Below are 19,001 nucleotides of genomic sequence, written 5' to 3'. Positions count from 1 at the left end.
TGAAGTAACAAGTTATAGTATTCAAGTGCTTAACGTATTATTGTCTTGAATTAAGTTGCTATTTATACCGACAAATCGCATTAATCAAAATCAATCTTCTCATTTCAAACAAAATAACATTCTAACCATATCATTTAGTTATTAATTAGTTTCTCACAAAAAGTAAGAGTTATTTATTAAAGAAAATTTTAAATAACTAAACTTTTTTTTGATCTTTTATCGTTAAGCGACATACTGATAAATATCTCTTTAATGGGATTTTTAGTGAGGTGTTTATTATGAAATATTTCGTTGCGTTAGCATGTAGTCTTATTTTTAGTTTTTCGGTAGCAGCACAATCACCCGTAGGAAGCACTGCTTCGGGCCCAATAGTGAAATGTGAATTAAGTTCAGGGGTAGTTGAACGTATGCCAATCGTTATATGTGAAAATAGCGATGGTACGGTAATGAGATGAAAAAAGGAGCCTTTCGGCTCCTTCTCTTTTTATAATTCTAGCAGTTGTTTAATGACTGCTTTTCTTTCTTCTTTCGTTGCTTTTCCATACCAGTAACCAAACATTTCTTGTTGCTTGGAATCAGTTGTAAGCGTTAATTTGGTTGAGTTGCGATTTTCAACCGCCCAACTCAATAGATCATCACGTTGTTCTTTTGGCGTTTGCTCAAACCAATATTGTGTCATCTCTATCGCTTTTGAAGACGAACTGTGAGCTACAGGAGTCGCGGCAACAACTGGAGCAGCTACCACAGCCGGAGCTACATTAGAATTGGCACTGTTCACAATCGCTTCAATGTAACCTGAAGGGATAGAGAAAGTAATGTTATTAGCATTCGAAGCGGTCACATCAAATTTAAGATCTTGATACGGCTGCTGTGCGAGAAGCTGGCTAGACACTGGAAATCTAACATACTGAGTTTGAGTACATACATCACTACAGGTTTCTGCTGATGCAGCGTAAGGCTTTAGAGCTACCTCTTTATTGCTACCTTCAACCATTACTGTTTTAAATTCGTTATAGTTTTTAAAGTACTGCAATTCCATTTTAATAAAGGAATCTGGTACATTTTTTTTCTGTGTTGGAGTTACATAATTCAATTCTAGTGATGACTTCACCAACTGACTACCGTTCACTTCAAGTGCATCCGGCGTTAGTGATTTACCAACAATAATTTGATAGTTCTGTTTAGATTCAACTCGTTTTACAACATCAGTAAAATCGCTCGTTGAATCTAGTGTGGTACAACCTACCATCAATAAAGGAAGTGACGCTAAAATAATTTTCTTCATATAAACCACCCTGGAAATTACTCCGTTATATACTATTCGAATTACCCTTTATCTTCAGGCTCTACCTCTCAATACAACAAACGCTGGCCAACAAGGGCCAGCGCATTTTATTAAGAACAAATTAGAAAACTCTTAGAAACCGTACTCTAGACCAACACGAACAACAAATGTTTCTGTGTTTGTTAAACCGTCTGAAGAAAGGATATCACGCTGTGCAATACGCACGTATGGTACGAAACCATTGTGAACATACATTAACTGACCAGATACAACACTATCTTCGTTGTTTGTTTTAACACCTGCAGTTTCTGAATCCATATTGGCTGCGTAACCTAGCTTGAAGCCCCATGGTCCAGTCCAGTATTGACCGATAACAGAGTATGAAGCCTGTTCTGATTTTGCACCACCTTGCTCATCAGACTCACCAGCTTTATATGCTCCAGAAATTCCAAAACCTGCAGGAAGAGATGCTTCAAAGCCGACTAGGTAACCAAACGTATCAGCCAGAGTACCAGCATCTGCATCAGTTTGACGATCCGTTTCAGTTTCCAGCGCAGCATGGAAAGTTAGGCTGTCATTCAGACGATAGTGCGCGGCTGCACCGTAGAAGTAGTTGTCTTTTACGCTTGCATCACCACGACCAGTTGCCAGATTGAAAGTAAATCCGTTGTAATCAACTGAATCGTAGCGAGCCATATCACCATGACGGTCACGGTTGTATTTAACATCACCGCCCCAGTCCCATACAGCACCTAAACCAGGGTTTGCGTAAGGCCAGTCAATTACTTCATACATAGGTGTCAGCATACGACCAAAGCGCACTTTACCCCAATCGCCTTTTAGGCCAAGGAAAGTGTCACGGTTGCCCAGTGATGCGCCATCGCCATTTTCACCAACGTAGCCAGATTCAATCTGCATGAAAACATTTACGTTCTCGTACATATCTTTGCTAGCACGGAAACCAATACGTGATTCGTTTTCGTAGTCATAGCCGGTACCAGTATCTTTAGTAACACCTGCTTTCGTCTCTTCAGAGTCGTAGTTTACGATCGAGATCGCTGCCACACCGTAAGCTTGGACATTGAAGTCAGAGATAATACCAACCTGAGATGATTCAGCTGCTAATGCACCTGTAGAAACCATCGCCACTGCTGCACCAAGAAGAGTGCGTTTGAACATTTTTTCCATGGAAAAACTCCTAAAAATGGATATAGCTGTTTTTGTTGTTCTCACCTTAAGTTGGCCGCCGAAGGGAGAATCATTTCCTATGACGAAAGCAAAAGATTAATCATTAATTCCTCACTTTCTAATTCTGCATACACCCGGTGTATCCATGGCTTTAAGACTAACTTCGCGACAAAAAACATCAATCAGAACTTAATTTCTAAATAAAAAAATATGACCAGCTACAAATTTTTCTAAACATAGTGATCAAGATCCACCTACCCTAATAACAATCAAGATAAAAACAATATAATCATTAGAAATCAAAACCTTAAGCATAAAAACAGGTAAATTAACTTTGAAGTGACTCGCATAAAGATAATGAAAAAGGGAACTTTCTCAGTTATAAGATCTTGATCACTGCATTAATTTTGGCCTCTACAACCGTTAAAAACATCAGTATTTTTACCGCAAAAAAAAACCACCCATATGGGTGGCCTTTCTACTATTGTAACTAGATTTAGATCAGATCGACTAAGTCCTGCTCTGTTTTGATTTCTATACCTAGCTCTTGTGCTTTTGCTAGTTTAGAGCCTGCATTTTCACCAGCAAATAAAATGTCTGTTTTTTTGCTCACACTCCCCGTCACTTTCGCACCTAGCGCCTGCAGTGCAGATTTCGCATCATTTCTAGATAACTGTGACAAGGAGCCCGTAAGAACCACCGTTTTTCCAGCTAACGGCTGGGGAGTGTCTTCACTCTGCTCTTCAATCTCAGGCCATTCTATCCCTTGGTCGAGAAGATCTTGGATGACTTGTTGGTTTTTATCCTGTGCAAAGAAAGCAATAACATGGCTCGCAACAATGTCACCAATATCAGAGACCTCAATGAGCTGTTCGTGATTAGCAGCTTTTACTGCATCCAGAGTTTTAAAGTGCTGAGCGAGATTCGCTGCTGTGGCTTCGCCAACTTCCCGAATGCCAAGGGAGTAGAGGAATCGAGGCAGTGTTGTCAACTTAGCCTGGTTTAATGCATCAACAACATTCTGCGCCGATTTCGGGCCCATACGATCTAGGACAGTTATTACCCCTGCAGATAGTTTGAATAAGTCTGCTGGTGTTTCGACCATCTCACGATCCACTAGCTGTTCAATCACCTTTTCTCCGAGTCCATCAACATCAAGAGCTTTGCGCGACACGAAGTGTTTAAGAGCTTCCTTACGTTGCGCCTGACACACTAAACCGCCAGAGCAACGAGCAACCGATTCACCTTCAACACGTTCCACTTCTGAGCTACACACAGGGCACCGCTCAGGGAATACGATGTCGCGAGCATTACCTGGTCGACGCTCTTCAATCACAGAAACAATTTGTGGAATCACATCTCCTGCACGACGAATGATGACGCTATCGCCAACTTTCACGCCAAGGCGTTCAATTTCATCCGCATTGTGTAAAGTTGCGTTACTTACTGTCACACCGCCAACAAACACGGGTTCCAGTTTGGCAACAGGTGTAATCGCTCCAGTCCGTCCGACTTGGAACTCAACATCATTGAGCAAGGTGATCTCTTCTTGCGCAGGAAACTTGTAAGCAATCGCCCATCGTGGTGCTCTAGCAACAAAGCCTAATTGTTCTTGTAATGCAATATCGTCGACTTTAATCACAACCCCATCGATTTCATACGGTAAAGCTTCTCGGCGCTCTAGTATATCTTGATAGTAGGCTTTTACTTCGGTCAAATTAGCAACTCGACGAGTTTCAGGACACATTGGCAGCCCCCAGCCTTTCAGTTGCAGAAAGCGCTCATAGTGGCTGTCAGACAATGCATTTCCTTCCACAACACCAACGCTGTATGCGTAGAAGCTAAGAGGACGTGTGGCCGTAATACGGGAATCCAACTGACGCAGACTTCCTGCTGCTGCGTTACGTGGGTTGACAAAGACTTTCTCACCCTTTTTCTGCGCTTGTTGGTTCAACTTGTCGAAGCCTTCTTTTGGCATAAAGACTTCACCACGTACCTCAATACGTTGCGGCCAGCCTTGACCACTCAACTTCAGCGGGATCGATTTGATAGTGCGAACATTCTCAGTAATGTTCTCACCAGTAGTACCGTCACCACGAGTTGCAGCCTGAACTAAGATGCCATTTTCATATAATAAGCTAACGGCTAAGCCATCAAGCTTAGGTTCACAACAAAATACATTGAATTCTGCCGTTGGAATACGATCAGACATACGCTTATGGAAGCTTTCTAACTCTTCGTCATCGAAAGCGTTGTCCAGAGACAGCATCGGAATTTCATGCGCCACCGATTGAAATCCGTCAAGTGGCTGCCCACCGACTCGCTGACTTGGAGAATCAATACTCACCAAATCTGGATGCTCTGCCTCAAGTTCCAATAACTCACGCATCAGACGATCATATTCCGCATCAGGAACCTCAGGATTGTCTTCTACATAGTACTTAACTCCGTGGTAATGGAGCGTCTCGCGTAATTGATTGAGTCTTTCTTGAATCTCTTGTGACATAACTAACTCTGTACTTAATCGTTTTAACGACCGATATCGTATCGATGTCGGGATCATAGTTTGCAGGAGTATGAACAGGCTTTGTCTGGTTCGCAACTATACCTTGTTCAAAAAAAGAAAGGCTCCGGATTCGGAGCCTTGAATGAATTATGGGTAGCTTACGCAGATTCTGCTGTTTTAAAACTCTGAATTTGCGCTCGGTACGCATCCAGACGATTTGGCGTCATTAAGTTACGAGCGTCATCGAGGACGTTCGCGCCTAAATCATCTGCAATCTGCTGAGCTGTTTTTAGCATCAACTTAAAGTTCTGCTCTGGGTCACCATAACAAGGTAGCGTCATAAAGAATGAAATACCTTTGGTTGTAAACTCTGCTGGGTCTGCATGCTCAAGCGTACCAGGTTGCATCATATTAGCGACGCTAAACAGCACCTTGCCTGTTCCGGATAGATCTGAATGACGATGGAAGATGTCCATTTCTCCATAAAGCAGGCCATTTTGCTGCATGCTGTCAAACAACTTAGTTCCAACAAACGGCTCGCTTCCAGCACAATGGACGTTAAGCACAATCACTTGCATTTCCGGCTCAGCAACGGTGGCTTCAGGCTCAACTGGCTCGTTGATTCCCGGCAAAGGTTCTGTGTTTTCTGGCTCTGAGGCTACAACTGTTTCCACGCTCGCTTCAATCTCATCCAGCGCTTTGGTAGAAATTGATGGCACGTCTATATCAGGCTCTTCGATTACCTTTTGCTCAACTTTCTCAGAAGGCAACTCAGCCTGAGATTGAGGCTCAAGAGCAACGTCTGGCTCAACATAACCATCGATCAATGGATCGGCTGTGAGTTTCTCTTCAGCGAAATCGGGTTCTTTGCGCTCTTTACGAATGATTTCAAAATCGTCTTCGGGTGCAAATGCACGTTCTGGCATCGCCTCAGGATCATCCTCTTTATCGGCATCCAATTTACGAAGAGGCTTACTGCCAAACTTGGCCTTTCCTTCTTTTTTGCTTGTCCATAAACCGTGGAACAATAGCGCTGCTATTGCTAAAGCTCCGACAATTATGAGTACAAATCGCAATTCCTGCATTTTTCGCTCTCAAATTACTCGATATACCTAGCCCGTAAACCAACTTATCGAATTTGGTTAAACCTTTCTATAAGTAACTCTACCAAAACTCTCCCCTGTTTTAGAACAACTTAATGTGAGAAGTTCACGCAATGTTGTGATTTTGAACACGCTTTTTTCTTGTTAAGATAAAAAGCGTTCGATTTTACACCACCAACAGTCAGGGCTTATGAATTCAAACATACAACAACGATCCGGTTTTGGTTACTTCTTCTACGGACTTGAACTCGCAGTCAAGCCCGGTATCCGTCAATTTGTTCTGCTTCCTTTATTAGCAAATGTCTTGCTTGTGGGTGGTGCGCTGTTTTATCTGTTTTCACACTTAGATGTTTGGATAGAGCAGCTAATGGGGCAACTACCCGGATTTCTTTCCTGGTTAAGTTACATATTGTGGCCTTTGCTGGTCCTGACCATACTTGCAACCTTCTCCTACTTCTTTAGTACGCTGGCTAATTTCGTTGCCGCACCATTTAACGGTCTGTTGGCCGAAAAAGTAGAAGAGCATCTGACAGGTAAAGCCGTTAACGATGATGGGATGTTAGCCGTAGTCAAAGACACTCCTCGTATTCTTGCTCGCGAATGGAAAAAGCTACTTTATGTTTTGCCAAAAGCCATCGGCCTATTCATTTTGCTTCTGATTCCCGCTTTGGGTCAGACGCTTGGGCCAATTCTTTGGTTTGGGTTCACCGCTTGGATGCTGGCCGTTCAGTATTGCGATTACCCTTTTGACAATCACAAAGTGCCTTTTAACGAAATGCGTAACAGTTTGAAACAAAAACAAGGCAAGGCATACAGCTTTGGAGCGCTAGTAGCCATCTTTACTACCATACCGATCTTAAACCTTATCGTGATGCCCGTTGCAGTCTGTGGTGCGACAGCCATTTGGGTTGCTGAGTTCAAACGTTGAGTAACAAATAGTGCATGTTAGATGAATAACATGCACTTCATCCCATTCTAATAAGTTATAACTTTTTAATCCTTCTCTAGAATTTTTAGCTAGCCTACTCTTCTATCCACGAACTCTATAATGAGCACACAGATTACCAGCTAATCGCTCTCGGTTTTTCAGAGACCAATTAGCTTTTAACAGATGAAGGATCACGACATGAGCAAAATCTACGAAGATAACTCTCTTACCATCGGCAACACACCTCTGGTGCGCCTGAACAAGGTCAGTAAAGGTAAAGTATTGGCGAAAATTGAAGCTCGTAACCCAAGCTTCAGTGTTAAATGCCGTATCGGTGCCAACATGATTTGGGAAGCTGAAAAAGCTGGTACGTTGAAACCAGGCGTAGAGCTTGTTGAACCAACCAGTGGTAACACAGGTATTGCTCTTGCGTTCGTTGCAGCTGCTCGTGGTTACAAACTTACATTAACGATGCCCGAGTCTATGAGCCTAGAACGCCGTAAGCTGCTAAAAGCGCTAGGTGCAAACCTTGAGCTGACAGAAGCAGCAAAAGGCATGAAGGGCGCGATCGCTAAAGCAGAAGAAATTGTTGCGGCTAACCCAGACAAATATCTACTTCTTCAGCAATTCAACAACCCAGCCAACCCTCAGATTCACGAAAAAACCACAGGTCCTGAGATCTGGGAAGCAACTGATGGCGAAGTTGACGTATTCGTTGCAGGTGTGGGTACAGGCGGTACTATTACAGGTACAAGCCGATACATTAAGGGTGAGAAAGGTAAGAACATTGTTTCTGTTGCCGTGGAGCCAGCAGAATCACCTGTCATTGCACAGGCACTTGCAGGCGAAGAAATCCAACCTGCACCACACAAAATTCAAGGTATCGGTGCTGGCTTCATCCCTGGTAACTTAGATTTAGAGCTTTTGGACCGTGTTGAGTCAGTCACTTCTGAAGAAGCTATCGAAATGGCACGTAGACTGATGGAAGAGGAAGGTATCCTAGCTGGTATATCTTCTGGTGCTGCTGTTGTCGCTGCTAATAGACTGGCAGAACTACCTGAATTTGAAGGAAAAACTATCGTAACCGTACTTCCTAGTTCAGGTGAGCGTTACTTAAGTACAGCGCTGTTTGCGGGCATCTTTACAGAGAAAGAGAACCAACAGTAATTCGTTGCCAAATCAATTTTTAGTCTAAAAAAGCCCCTTTATGGGGCTTTTTTGTTGATCCCTGCCTCACCTTTGGTAATATCAGGGCAGTTTTATTTTTAGCTTCAAAATAAAAGCTAAATAAGAATTTATCCCAGTGATGAGATCCAGCACAGATTGGAATCATGACTGGAAAATTTGCAATCAGTATCGACTATGACACTAAATGAATATTGTGTATTTGGCACAAAGCGACATTCGGGGTTAAGCTGAATCTGATTTAGAAACTATCAAAATATAAATCAATTGGGGTATATAACATGTACGAGAAGCAAGTAGAAATCACTGCAGAAAACGGTCTTCACACTCGTCCAGCTGCACAGTTTGTTAAAGAAGCAAAAGGCTTTGATGCAGACATCACTGTGACTTCTAACGGTAAAAGCGCTAGCGCGAAAAGCCTGTTCAAACTTCAAACTCTTGGCCTAGTAAAAGGTACGCAGGTTACTATCTCAGCTGAGGGCCCTCAAGCTCAACAAGCTGTTGACCACCTAGTTGCTCTAATGGATCAACTACACTAATCCGGTCTCCTATTTTCAAAGCCATTTTGTGAAAGCAAAATGGCTTTGTTGGAAATAGGCCAAGATTTAAGCTACACATTATCGTTAGCGCACTCATATTTTCTCCCGTTTAAAGTTGACCAATTTAAGGTAAGGCTATGATTTCAGGCATCCTAGCATCTCCAGGTATTGCTATTGGTAAAGCACTACTACTTCAAGAAGATGAAATTGTCCTAAACACTCACTCAATTACTGATGCTCAAGTTGAAGCAGAAGTAGCTCGCTTTTTTGACGCACGTAACAAATCAGCAGCTCAGCTTGAAACTATCAAGCAGAAAGCCCTTGAAACATTCGGTGAAGAGAAAGAAGCGATCTTCGAAGGTCACATCATGCTTCTTGAAGATGAAGAGCTAGAAGAAGAAATCCTAGCACTGATCAAAAACGACAAGATGCACGCCGATAACGCGATTCACACGGTTATCGAAGAACAAGCGACTGCTCTTGAATCTCTAGACGACGAATACCTAAAGGAACGTGCAACAGATATCCGTGATATCGGTACACGTTTTGTTAAAAATGCTCTTGGCATCAATATCGTTTCACTTAGCGATATCAACGAAGAAGTTATCCTAGTTGCTTACGACCTAACGCCATCTGAAACTGCACAAATCAACCTAGATTACGTTCTTGGTTTTGCTTGTGACATCGGCGGTCGTACTTCTCACACTTCAATCATGGCGCGCTCTCTTGAGCTTCCAGCTATCGTTGGTACTAACGACATCACTAAGCAAGTGAAGAACGGCGACATGCTGATTCTTGATGCGATGAACAACAAAATCGTTATCAACCCATCGGAAGCTGAACTAGAAGAAGCGAAGGCGGTGAAATCAGCATTCCTTGCTGAAAAAGAAGAGTTAGCGAAGCTAAAAGATCTCCACGCAGAGACTACTGACGGTCACCGTGTAGAAGTGTGCGGTAACATCGGTACGGTTAAAGACTGTGATGGCATTATCCGTAATGGCGGTGAAGGTGTCGGTCTGTACCGTACTGAATTCCTATTCATGGACCGTGATGCTCTGCCAACTGAAGAAGAGCAGTACCAAGCTTACAAAGAAGTTGCGGAAGCAATGAACGGTGAATCAGTGATCATCCGTACAATGGACATCGGCGGTGACAAAGATCTTCCTTACATGGATCTACCACAAGAGATGAACCCATTCCTAGGCTGGCGCGCAGTTCGTATCAGCTTAGACCGTCGTGAAATCCTTCGTGACCAGCTACGCGGCATCCTACGTGCATCGGCACACGGTAAACTTCGCATCATGTTCCCAATGATTATCTCTGTTGAAGAGATCCGTGAACTGAAGAAAGCTATCGAAGAATACAAAGCAGAACTTCGCGCTGAAGGCCATGCATTTGACGAAAACATCGAAATCGGTGTAATGGTTGAGACTCCAGCAGCCGCTGCTATCGCACACCACCTAGCGAAAGAAGTCGCATTCTTCTCTATCGGTACTAACGATCTTACTCAGTACACACTAGCAGTAGACCGTGGTAACGAGATGATCTCACACCTATACAACCCGCTGTCTCCAGCTGTACTTACAGTAATCAAGCAAGTGATTGACGCTTCTCACGCTGAAGGTAAGTGGACTGGTATGTGTGGTGAGCTAGCAGGTGATGAGCGTGCGACACTTCTACTTCTAGGTATGGGGCTAGACGAGTTCTCTATGAGCGGCATCTCTATTCCTAAAGTGAAGAAAGTGATTCGTAACTCGAACTTTGCAGAAGTAAAAGCAATGGCAGAAGAAGCGCTTTCTCTACCAACAGCGGCAGAAATTGAAGCCGTTGTAGAAAAATTCATCGCAGAGAAAACTCAATAATTGACTGATACCATTAAGATAGACGGCTAAAAATAGTCGTCTATCTTGTGAGATTGGTATACTATAATTCGACAGAATTAAATAAAACGTTAGGAGCATGACACAATGGGTCTGTTTGACAAACTTAAGAAGCTAGTATCTGACGACAGTGCTGACGCAGGTGCAATTGAAATCATCGCGCCTCTGTCTGGTGAAATCGTAAACATCGAAGATGTGCCAGATGTCGTTTTCGCTGAGAAAATCGTTGGCGACGGTATTGCTATCAAACCTGCTGGCAGCAAAATGGTAGCTCCTGTAAACGGTACAATCGGTAAGATCTTTGAAACTAACCACGCGTTCTCAATCGAGTCTGATGACGGCGTAGAGCTATTCGTTCACTTTGGTATCGATACTGTTGAACTAAAAGGCGAAGGCTTCAAGCGTATTGCAGAAGAAGGTCAAACAGTTAAAGCTGGCGACACTATCATCGAGTTCGATCTAGCGCTTCTAGAAGAGAAAGCAAAATCAACTCTAACGCCTGTCGTTATCTCTAACATGGACGAAATCAAAGAGCTGAACAAACTATCTGGTTCAGTATCTGTAGGTGAAACACCAGTCCTACGCGTAACTAAGTAATTTTTACTTAGCCAAATACAAAAAAACGCAGCGACTCAGCTGCGTTTTTTATTGCCTCTCTCTTGGGTTATTTTAGCCCCAACGCATATTTCAACACCTGACTTTTTAACGGCCCAGCATTCTCAGCCACTTTCAGTGCCGCGTTGCGGACAAATTTCAGTGGAGCCAGATCGTTACTAAAACTCTTGTAGAAAAAATCCATTCCCGATTGCATAAGCAGGTTATCAGGACGGCGTTTGCGTTCGTAGAGCTTGAGTACTTCCTGCGAAAAATGCGTTTTTCCATCCGTCACTTCAAGTAGCGCTTCCACATCTTTAAAGCCAATATTCACCCCCTGCCCTGCCAGCGGGTTTATTGTATGCGCCGAATCGCCGGCAAGCACACAACCAAGCGCTGAGTAGGACTGTGCATGTCTTCGAGTTAGAGGAAATGAACCAGCTTGGAGCACTTTAATATCGCCTAACTCGGCAGGAAAATGACTCAGAACCTCTTGCCTTAGCTGCTCATTGGTCATAGAGCACAGCTGTTTGATTCGCTGAGGAGAATCATACCAAACCAACGAGCCCTGATTGCCACACAACGGAAGAAACGAACGCGGCCCTGATGGCGTAAATTGCTGCCAAGTAATGTCTTGCTGTGGAAGTTCTGTCTCAACATTGATCAACATACAATGTTGACGATAATCCCATGCCGTCACGCCAATCACAGCCAAAGTTCTGACCTGAGAATTTGCTCCATCAGCCCCCACGACTAAGTCAGCCTGAAAGGACTGACCGGAATTTAAGCTAACAGAGCAAGGTTGACCAAACTCAATATGATCTAATCGTTCTGGGCAGCAAAGCGTAATATTAGAATAACGTTCAAATTCCCCCCACAGCCCCAACTGAATCAGGCGGTTTTCGACAATGTAGCCAAGTCGATCCATATTTAGCGCATCAGCATGAAAACGGGTTCTGCATTCTGGATGTTCCCAAGTTTCAAGCCTGCGATAAGGACAAACTCGCATCTGTGATGTTGCCTGCCATGCACCCAGATCTTCCAATATGGAGACAGAATGCTCTGAGATCGCCGAAACTCGAATATCCATCGGCTGCTCTGCTGAAAACGGCTGAGGAGCCGTACCTTCTACGACAACAACGGTCCTGCCTTGCTTGGCGAAACCGATCGCAATCGCCGCACCAACCATACCGCCACCGATAACGGCAACATCATATTTGGTCATAATTTGTACTTTATTTGTTGATTATCTGGCTGATTTTCATTGTACTTTTTCATTACTAAAATGTAACTAAAAACCTCAACACAGATAAGGGCAAATCCCTTGCATTACATAGGATTTAACTGAATGTGTGACAGCACTAGTCAGTAGGTTTTTAAAGCAGTACAATACGCCGCTTACCGCCGAGAGGGCGGCTAAAATATAGTCAACCACATGAAATATGCAGCGTTGACACTGTTCCACACTGGGCGATTTGCTCCCTTAATTTAAACTAACGATCGAGCGAACAACATGAGTAAAAAACTGCTAATTAAAACCTGGGGCTGCCAGATGAACGAATACGATTCATCTAAGATGGCCGATCTACTGAATGCTGCTAACGGCTATGAGCTGACGGAAGAACCAGAAGAAGCAGACGTACTACTACTGAATACCTGTTCTATCCGCGAAAAAGCACAAGAAAAGGTATTCCACCAGCTAGGTCGTTGGAAAACCCTTAAAGATAAAAAAGAAGGTGTTGTCATTGGCGTGGGGGGCTGTGTAGCCACTCAGGAAGGTGACCACATTCGCGAGCGTGCGCCGTTCGTTGACGTTATCTTTGGCCCTCAAACATTGCACCGTCTGCCTGAAATGATCAAGCAGTCACAAAGTAATGAAGCGCCTGTTATGGACATCTCTTTCCCTGAGATTGAGAAGTTTGACCGTCTACCAGAACCTCGTGCAGAAGGCGCAACCGCGTTTGTTTCCATCATGGAAGGTTGCTCTAAATACTGCACCTACTGTGTTGTTCCATACACGCGTGGTGAAGAAGTCAGCCGCCCAATGGATGATGTCTTGTTCGAAATCGCGCAGCTAGCAGAGCAAGGCGTTCGTGAAGTGAACCTTCTAGGCCAAAACGTGAACGCTTACCGTGGCCCAACACACGAAGGTGATATCTGTAGCTTTGCAGAATTGCTTCGCCTTGTTGCTTCGATTGATGGTATCGACCGAATTCGTTTCACCACCAGTCACCCACTTGAATTCACGGATGACATTATTGCCGTTTACGAAGACACGCCTGAGCTTGTGAGCTTCCTGCACCTGCCAGTACAAAGTGGTAGCGACCGCATCCTAACAATGATGAAGCGTCCGCACACAGGTATCGAATACAAGTCGATTATCCGTAAACTGCGTAAAGCACGCCCTGATATCCAAATCAGCTCTGACTTTATCGTCGGTTTCCCGGGTGAATCCGATATGGACCACCAAGCAACAATGAAGCTGATCAAAGATGTCGATTTCGACATGAGCTTCAGCTTTATCTTCTCTCCGCGTCCAGGGACACCAGCTGCCGACTATCCATGTGATCTGTCAGAGCAAACCAAGAAAGAGCGTTTGTACGAACTTCAGCAAACCGTGAATGCGCAAGCAATGCGTTTCTCTCGTCTGATGCTTGGTACAGAGCAACGCGTTTTGGTTGAAGGCCCTTCGAAAAAGAATCTAATGGAGCTTCGCGCACGTACTGAGAACAACCGCGTTGTGAACTTCGAAGGTAATGCTGAGCTCATCGGTCAGTTTGTCGATGTGAAAATTACTGATGTCTTCGCTAACTCATTACGTGGTGAAATTGTGCGTACAGAGAAAGACATGGATCTGCGTACTGTGATTTCGCCAACTCAGATGATGGCAAAAACAAAACGCGAAGATGAGCTAGGTGTAGCAACCTTTACGCCTTAAGCTTGAAAATACCTATCTGAGTGACCATCTTAGATATAGGTATATAAAGCCATTGGAAGCCCGGTCTAAATCGGGCTTCTAGGAAATGGCCAATAATGAGAGGCAACTTTGAGCAATAAAATTGTGACTCTAGAGATTGATCTAGAACCTTCTGACAACCGCCGCCTAGCGAGTCTGTGCGGTCCTTTCGATGACAACATCAAACACTTAGAACGCCGTTTAGGTGTCGAAATCAGCTACCGAGGCAACTTCTTTACCATCGTAGGTAAACCTCATACCTCAGCGGCTGCGCTGGAAATCATCAAAACCCTTTACGTCAATACTGCGCCTGTTCGCGGCAATATTCCGGATATTAAACCAGAAGAAATTCATCTGGCTATCAAAGAGACGGGTGTACTTGAGCAAGACACTGAATCAAATCTTGAGCATGGTAAAGAAGTCTTCATCAAGACCAAGAAGGGCGTGATTAAACCACGTACACCGAATCAAGCTCAGTATCTGGTCAATATGGTCACGCATGACATCTCTTTCGGTATTGGCCCAGCCGGTACAGGTAAGACGTACCTTGCCGTTGCGGCAGCCGTAGATGCTCTAGAGCGTCAAGAGATTCGTCGTATTCTACTAACACGTCCTGCTGTTGAAGCGGGCGAAAAGCTGGGTTTTCTCCCAGGTGACCTAAGCCAAAAAGTCGACCCGTATCTACGGCCACTTTATGACGCGCTTTTCGAGATGCTTGGCTTTGAAAAAGTCGAAAAGTTGATTGAACGTAACGTCATTGAAGTTGCACCTTTGGCTTATATGCGCGGTCGTACACTGAATGACGCTTTTATCATTCTCGATGAAAGTCAGAACACCACTGTAGAACAGATGAAGATGTTCCTGACTCGTATCGGTTTTAACTCCCGTGCGGTCATCACTGGTGACGTCACTCAGATCGATTTACCACGTGGCGCCAAATCAGGCCTTCGCCATGCGATTGAAGTGCTGAATGAAGTGGATGAAATCAGCTTTAACTTCTTCCAGTCTGACGACGTCGTTCGACACCCAGTAGTCGCTCGTATCGTCAATGCCTATGAGAAATGGGAAGCGCAAGATCAAAAAGAGCGTAAAGAGTACGAAAAGCGTCGTCGTGAAGAGCGCGAAGCAAAACTTCAGGAAGCGCCAGCGACTCAACCGACTGTGACTCCGGAGACGAAACCGTCATGAGCATCGAACTAGATCTTCAATTAGCAGTCGAAGATGAAAAAGGCTTACCAAACTTTGAAGATGTTCATCTCTGGTTAAGTTCTGCTGTGGCAAAGTTTCAGCCTCAAGCCGAAGTTACTGTTCGTATTGTCGATGAGCAAGAAAGCCACCAGCTTAACCATGACTATCGCGGCAAGGACAAACCAACCAATGTATTGTCTTTTCCTTTCGAAGCACCTCCGGGTATTGAAATGGATCTGCTGGGTGATCTGATCATTTGTAAACAGGTGGTTGAGCAAGAAGCCGATCAGCAATCTAAGCCATTGATGGCACACTGGGCGCATATGGTTGTACATGGTAGCCTGCATCTGCTAGGTTATGATCATATCGAGGATGACGAAGCCGAAGAGATGGAGTCCCTCGAAACAGAAATCATGCTGGGTATGGGGTTTGAAGACCCATATATAGCTGAAAAAGAGTCGCCTTAGGGTCACTCGCATGTGAGGGTTTGAGAGTTCATTATTTACCTCTCTCAGGCCCTCAACGTGAGCTATCACACTTCTGATAGCGTTACTTAATTGAGAAACAATGAACGAAGACAATTCGCCCTCTTCTCTAGAAGGTAAAAAAGAAAAATCTGAAGGTCCGAGTAGAAAGTCCTTCTTCGGACGCCTAGGTCAACTATTTCAAGGCGAACCTAAAGATCGCCAGGAGCTTGTGGAAGTATTCCGCGACTCAGAAGAAAATGACCTGATTGACCATGACACCCGAGACATGCTTGAAGGCGTTATGGAAATCGCAGAAATGCGCGTGCGCGATATTATGATCCCACGTTCACAAATGGTTACCGTTGACCGTAGCGACGATTTAGACGCATTGGTTAACCTTATCACTGACGCTCAGCACTCTCGCTACCCAGTCATCAGTGAAGATAAAGACCATGTTGAAGGCATCCTGTTAGCGAAGGACTTACTTAAATATTTAGGCTCAGGCAGTGCGCCATTTGATATCGAACAGGTGATCCGCCCAGCGGTTGTTGTTCCTGAAAGTAAGCGAGTAGATCGCTTATTAAAAGAGTTCCGTGAGGAACGTTATCACATGTCCATTGTCGTAGATGAGTTCGGTGGAGTTTCTGGTCTTGTGACTATCGAGGATATTCTCGAAGAAATCGTCGGTGAAATCGAAGATGAATTCGACGATGAAGAAGAACTGGATATTCGTAAACTCAGCAAACACACCTATGCAGTAAAAGCCCTAACGACAATTGAAGAATTCAATGACACCTTCAACACCTCATTCAGTGATGAAGAAGTCGACACAGTTGGTGGCATGGTAATGACAGCTTTCGGTCATCTCCCTTCTCGCGGTGAAGTGGTTGAACTGGAAAATTATAGCTTTAAGGTTACCTCTGCGGACAATCGTCGCGTGTTACAGCTTCAAGTAACTATCCCCGACGAAGAGCCTCTTCCGGAACCAGCCGAAGAGTAACGCTAATTTCCCGAACTGGGATACTCAGAAGTATAACGATGATAAAAACACTTTTTCATCGCCTAAAACGGCCGCTTGCGGCCGTTTTTGTTGGCGCCCTCACTACCTTCGCATTTGCTCCTTTTCAGCTCTGGCCCTTGGCGATCCTCAGCCCACTGCTATTGTTGGCCTTAATTCATCAACAAAGTGCAAAGCGTGCTTTATGGATTGGCTACGCTTGGGGAATTGGTCAATTTGCAACTGGGATCAGTTGGGTACACATCAGCATTGATAATTTTGGTGGTATGCCGAAAATCGCCAGTGTTTTTCTCATGGCGCTACTGGTGGGCTATCTTGCAATTTATTCTGCGCTGTTTGCTTGGAGCCTTAACCGTTACTTTCCACACAGCAACCGCACGCGTTTTATGCTTGCCGCTCCAGCGATTTGGCTGATTTGTGACTGGCTGCGCGGGTGGGTCATGACAGGGTTTCCATGGTTATGGCTTGGCTACAGCCAAATCGACAGCCCCCTCGCGAATTTTGCCCCGATTGGTGGCGTTGAATTACTGACTCTGCTGCTGATAATCAGTGCCGGAAGTATCATCTATGCATTTAGCCAGCGACAGTGGCTTCACCTTCTCATCCCTGCCGTTATTTTTTCTACTGGTTATGGGCTTAAGTCAGCCAATTGGGTAACAGTAGACCCAGGTAGCACCACCAAAATAGCCCTAATTCAGGGCAACGTCGATCAGGCGAAGAAATGGTTACCACAAGAGCGCTGGCCAACCATAATGAAATACACTGATCTGACGCGCGAAAACTGGGATGCTGACATCATCATATGGCCAGAAGCCGCCATTCCAGCGTTTGAGTTTGAAATCTCTTCCTATCTGAGTAACTTAGACTCGGCCGCTAAAATGAACAATAGTGCCGTCATTACAGGTGTGGTCAATCAGGGAGAAGATCGCCAGTTTTACAACAGTATTCTTACTGTCGGCAAAACACCTTATGGCGATTACAGCTTTGATATGAGCGAGCGCTACCACAAGCATCACCTATTACCTTTCGGCGAGTTTGTGCCTTTTGAGGATATTTTAAGACCATTAGCGCCATTTTTTAATCTACCTATGTCTTCGTTTAGTCGTGGTGACTTTATACAGCCCAATATTGAGGCTAACGGCAAGCAGATGGCACCAGCACTGTGTTATGAGATTATTTTCAACGAGCAAGTACGTGAAAATGTCACAGATGACACCGACTTCATCCTTACTCTTTCTAACGATGCTTGGTTTGGCAAATCAATCGGCCCGTTGCAACATATGGAAATTGCTCGAATGCGAGCACTTGAGTTAGGTAAACCCGTCATTCGCTCGACTAATAATGGTGTCACCGCGGTGACCGATTACAAGGGCAACATCACCGCGCAGATCCCTCAATTTGAAACAGAGGTATTGCGCGCAGAGGTCACCTCCACCCAAGGGCAAACCCCCTATCGAGAGCTCGGTACTTGGCCACTCTACATTTGGGTACTACTGAGTTTGATCGCCGGTTGGCGCTTGAGGAAGTAAGAGTAGACTAATCACGGGGGTGGCGTACAAACGTCACCCCTTTTTTGTCAGTAGTAGAAGCATTTACATTTAGGGTTTCAGAAGCTGGCGGCTAAAGCCCTTCCCACCACATTTTGTGCATGGAATGATCACGGTTGGATGGTTGTATTGCGTTTTATGACCACATTCGTCACACACTAAAATACCTAACCCAATCACTTCACCGGCTTGATACAACCCTTGGTGTTCTAAGTCAGCAAACAATTCAACCCATTCGACCTTTGTTCGGTCTGTGATATCCAATAGCCCCTGCCAGATAGAATCTGCCACCATAAGATAAAAAGGCCCTCCCTTCGATTCCTCATAGCTATCAGCAAACTCTTTCAAATCTGACTTCACATACGCTGACACCAAAGCCAGCTCATCTTTAGTCAAATCATTGGCCGCCTCAACGACCTTTTCTGAGGTTTCAAAAACGTGGTTGACTTCATCTGGGCTATGTTTGAGTGCTTCCACAACATCCTCAAACATCTCCTCATAACCTGCTTTACGTTTTGGCATAGTGACCTCCTTCTAGCGACTCGGGAGAATTGCGCCCGTAGGCTATTGTTGTGCTCCTCTCCTTTAGGTATTCTATGACGATCTATTTATGTCTG

Annotated in this window: 16 protein-coding genes; 10 read left to right on the top strand and 6 right to left on the bottom strand. The window is 44.5% G+C overall.

Annotated elements, in window-relative coordinates:
* Window positions 1–484 precede the first annotated feature (484 nt).
* The 4 genes from QMA41_RS22270 to zipA form a co-directional block, all read right to left on the bottom strand.
* Window positions 485–1,285, bottom strand: a complete 801-nt coding sequence (locus tag QMA41_RS22270; protein ID WP_065741309.1) for a DUF2057 domain-containing protein — start codon at window positions 1,283–1,285, stop codon at window positions 485–487.
* A gap of 132 nt (window positions 1,286–1,417) precedes the next feature.
* Window positions 1,418–2,473 carry a porin gene (locus tag QMA41_RS22265; RefSeq protein ID WP_006957376.1) on the bottom strand — a complete coding sequence of 352 codons (1,056 nt, stop codon included), beginning with the start codon at window positions 2,471–2,473 and terminating at the stop codon, window positions 1,418–1,420.
* A gap of 496 nt (window positions 2,474–2,969) precedes the next feature.
* The gene (gene ligA, locus QMA41_RS22260; protein WP_281630650.1) at window positions 2,970–4,979 is read right to left on the bottom strand and encodes an NAD-dependent DNA ligase LigA; all 2,010 of its coding nucleotides are present in this window, start codon (window positions 4,977–4,979) and stop codon (window positions 2,970–2,972) included.
* 158 nt (window positions 4,980–5,137) lie between these two features.
* A complete protein-coding gene (gene zipA / locus QMA41_RS22255) occupies window positions 5,138–6,064 on the bottom strand; it encodes a cell division protein ZipA (protein WP_038160855.1) in 927 nt (308 codons plus the stop codon).
* A gap of 208 nt (window positions 6,065–6,272) precedes the next feature.
* On the opposite strand from zipA, the gene cysZ reads away from it, so the two are divergent.
* From cysZ to crr, 5 genes are all read left to right on the top strand, one after another.
* On the top strand, window positions 6,273–7,010 hold the full coding sequence (cysZ, locus tag QMA41_RS22250) for a sulfate transporter CysZ (RefSeq protein ID WP_006957373.1): 738 nt from the start codon (window positions 6,273–6,275) through the stop codon (window positions 7,008–7,010).
* A 198-nt stretch (window positions 7,011–7,208) separates the two neighbouring features.
* Window positions 7,209–8,177, top strand: a complete 969-nt coding sequence (gene cysK / locus QMA41_RS22245) for a cysteine synthase A (protein WP_006957372.1) — start codon at window positions 7,209–7,211, stop codon at window positions 8,175–8,177.
* Between the two features lie 299 nt (window positions 8,178–8,476).
* Complete coding sequence (locus QMA41_RS22240; RefSeq protein WP_006957371.1) at window positions 8,477–8,734, top strand: HPr family phosphocarrier protein; 258 nt, start codon at window positions 8,477–8,479, stop codon at window positions 8,732–8,734.
* Window positions 8,735–8,871: 137 nt separating this feature from the next.
* Window positions 8,872–10,596, top strand: coding sequence for a phosphoenolpyruvate-protein phosphotransferase PtsI (ptsI, locus tag QMA41_RS22235; RefSeq protein WP_021457651.1), 1,725 nt, complete (start codon window positions 8,872–8,874; stop codon window positions 10,594–10,596).
* A 105-nt stretch (window positions 10,597–10,701) separates the two neighbouring features.
* Complete coding sequence (gene crr / locus QMA41_RS22230) at window positions 10,702–11,211, top strand: PTS glucose transporter subunit IIA (protein WP_006957369.1); 510 nt, start codon at window positions 10,702–10,704, stop codon at window positions 11,209–11,211.
* Window positions 11,212–11,278: 67 nt separating this feature from the next.
* Here crr and QMA41_RS22225 read toward each other — a convergent pair whose 3' ends face one another.
* The gene (locus QMA41_RS22225; RefSeq protein ID WP_281630649.1) at window positions 11,279–12,433 is read right to left on the bottom strand and encodes a 2-octaprenyl-3-methyl-6-methoxy-1,4-benzoquinol hydroxylase; all 1,155 of its coding nucleotides are present in this window, start codon (window positions 12,431–12,433) and stop codon (window positions 11,279–11,281) included.
* 288 nt (window positions 12,434–12,721) lie between these two features.
* On the opposite strand from QMA41_RS22225, the gene miaB reads away from it, so the two are divergent.
* From miaB to lnt, 5 genes are all read left to right on the top strand, one after another.
* On the top strand, window positions 12,722–14,146 hold the full coding sequence (gene miaB, locus QMA41_RS22220) for a tRNA (N6-isopentenyl adenosine(37)-C2)-methylthiotransferase MiaB (RefSeq protein ID WP_006957367.1): 1,425 nt from the start codon (window positions 12,722–12,724) through the stop codon (window positions 14,144–14,146).
* A gap of 108 nt (window positions 14,147–14,254) precedes the next feature.
* Window positions 14,255–15,352, top strand: coding sequence for a PhoH family protein (locus tag QMA41_RS22215; RefSeq protein WP_281630648.1), 1,098 nt, complete (start codon window positions 14,255–14,257; stop codon window positions 15,350–15,352).
* Window positions 15,349–15,819: an rRNA maturation RNase YbeY gene (gene ybeY, locus QMA41_RS22210; RefSeq protein WP_281630647.1), complete on the top strand. Its 471-nt coding sequence runs from the start codon at window positions 15,349–15,351 to the stop codon at window positions 15,817–15,819. The genes QMA41_RS22215 and ybeY overlap by 4 nt, the downstream gene beginning before the upstream one ends.
* A 100-nt stretch (window positions 15,820–15,919) precedes the next feature.
* Window positions 15,920–16,819 (top strand): CNNM family magnesium/cobalt transport protein CorC, encoded by a 900-nt coding sequence (gene corC, locus QMA41_RS22205; RefSeq protein ID WP_006957364.1) that lies wholly within the window; start codon window positions 15,920–15,922, stop codon window positions 16,817–16,819.
* 38 nt (window positions 16,820–16,857) lie between these two features.
* Window positions 16,858–18,366, top strand: a complete 1,509-nt coding sequence (gene lnt / locus QMA41_RS22200) for an apolipoprotein N-acyltransferase (RefSeq protein WP_281630646.1) — start codon at window positions 16,858–16,860, stop codon at window positions 18,364–18,366.
* A 69-nt stretch (window positions 18,367–18,435) separates the two neighbouring features.
* Here lnt and QMA41_RS22195 read toward each other — a convergent pair whose 3' ends face one another.
* Entirely contained in the window at window positions 18,436–18,906 is a 471-nt protein-coding gene (locus tag QMA41_RS22195) for a zinc ribbon-containing protein (protein ID WP_006957362.1), read from the bottom strand.
* Window positions 18,907–19,001: the final 95 nt, after the last annotated feature.

Source organism: Vibrio sp. St2, assembly GCF_947311885.1.
Taxonomy (GTDB): Bacteria; Pseudomonadota; Gammaproteobacteria; order Enterobacterales; family Vibrionaceae; genus Vibrio; species Vibrio coralliilyticus.
The sequence above is the reverse complement of the archived record's forward strand: the minus strand, read 5'-3'. Positions and strand labels throughout refer to the sequence as shown.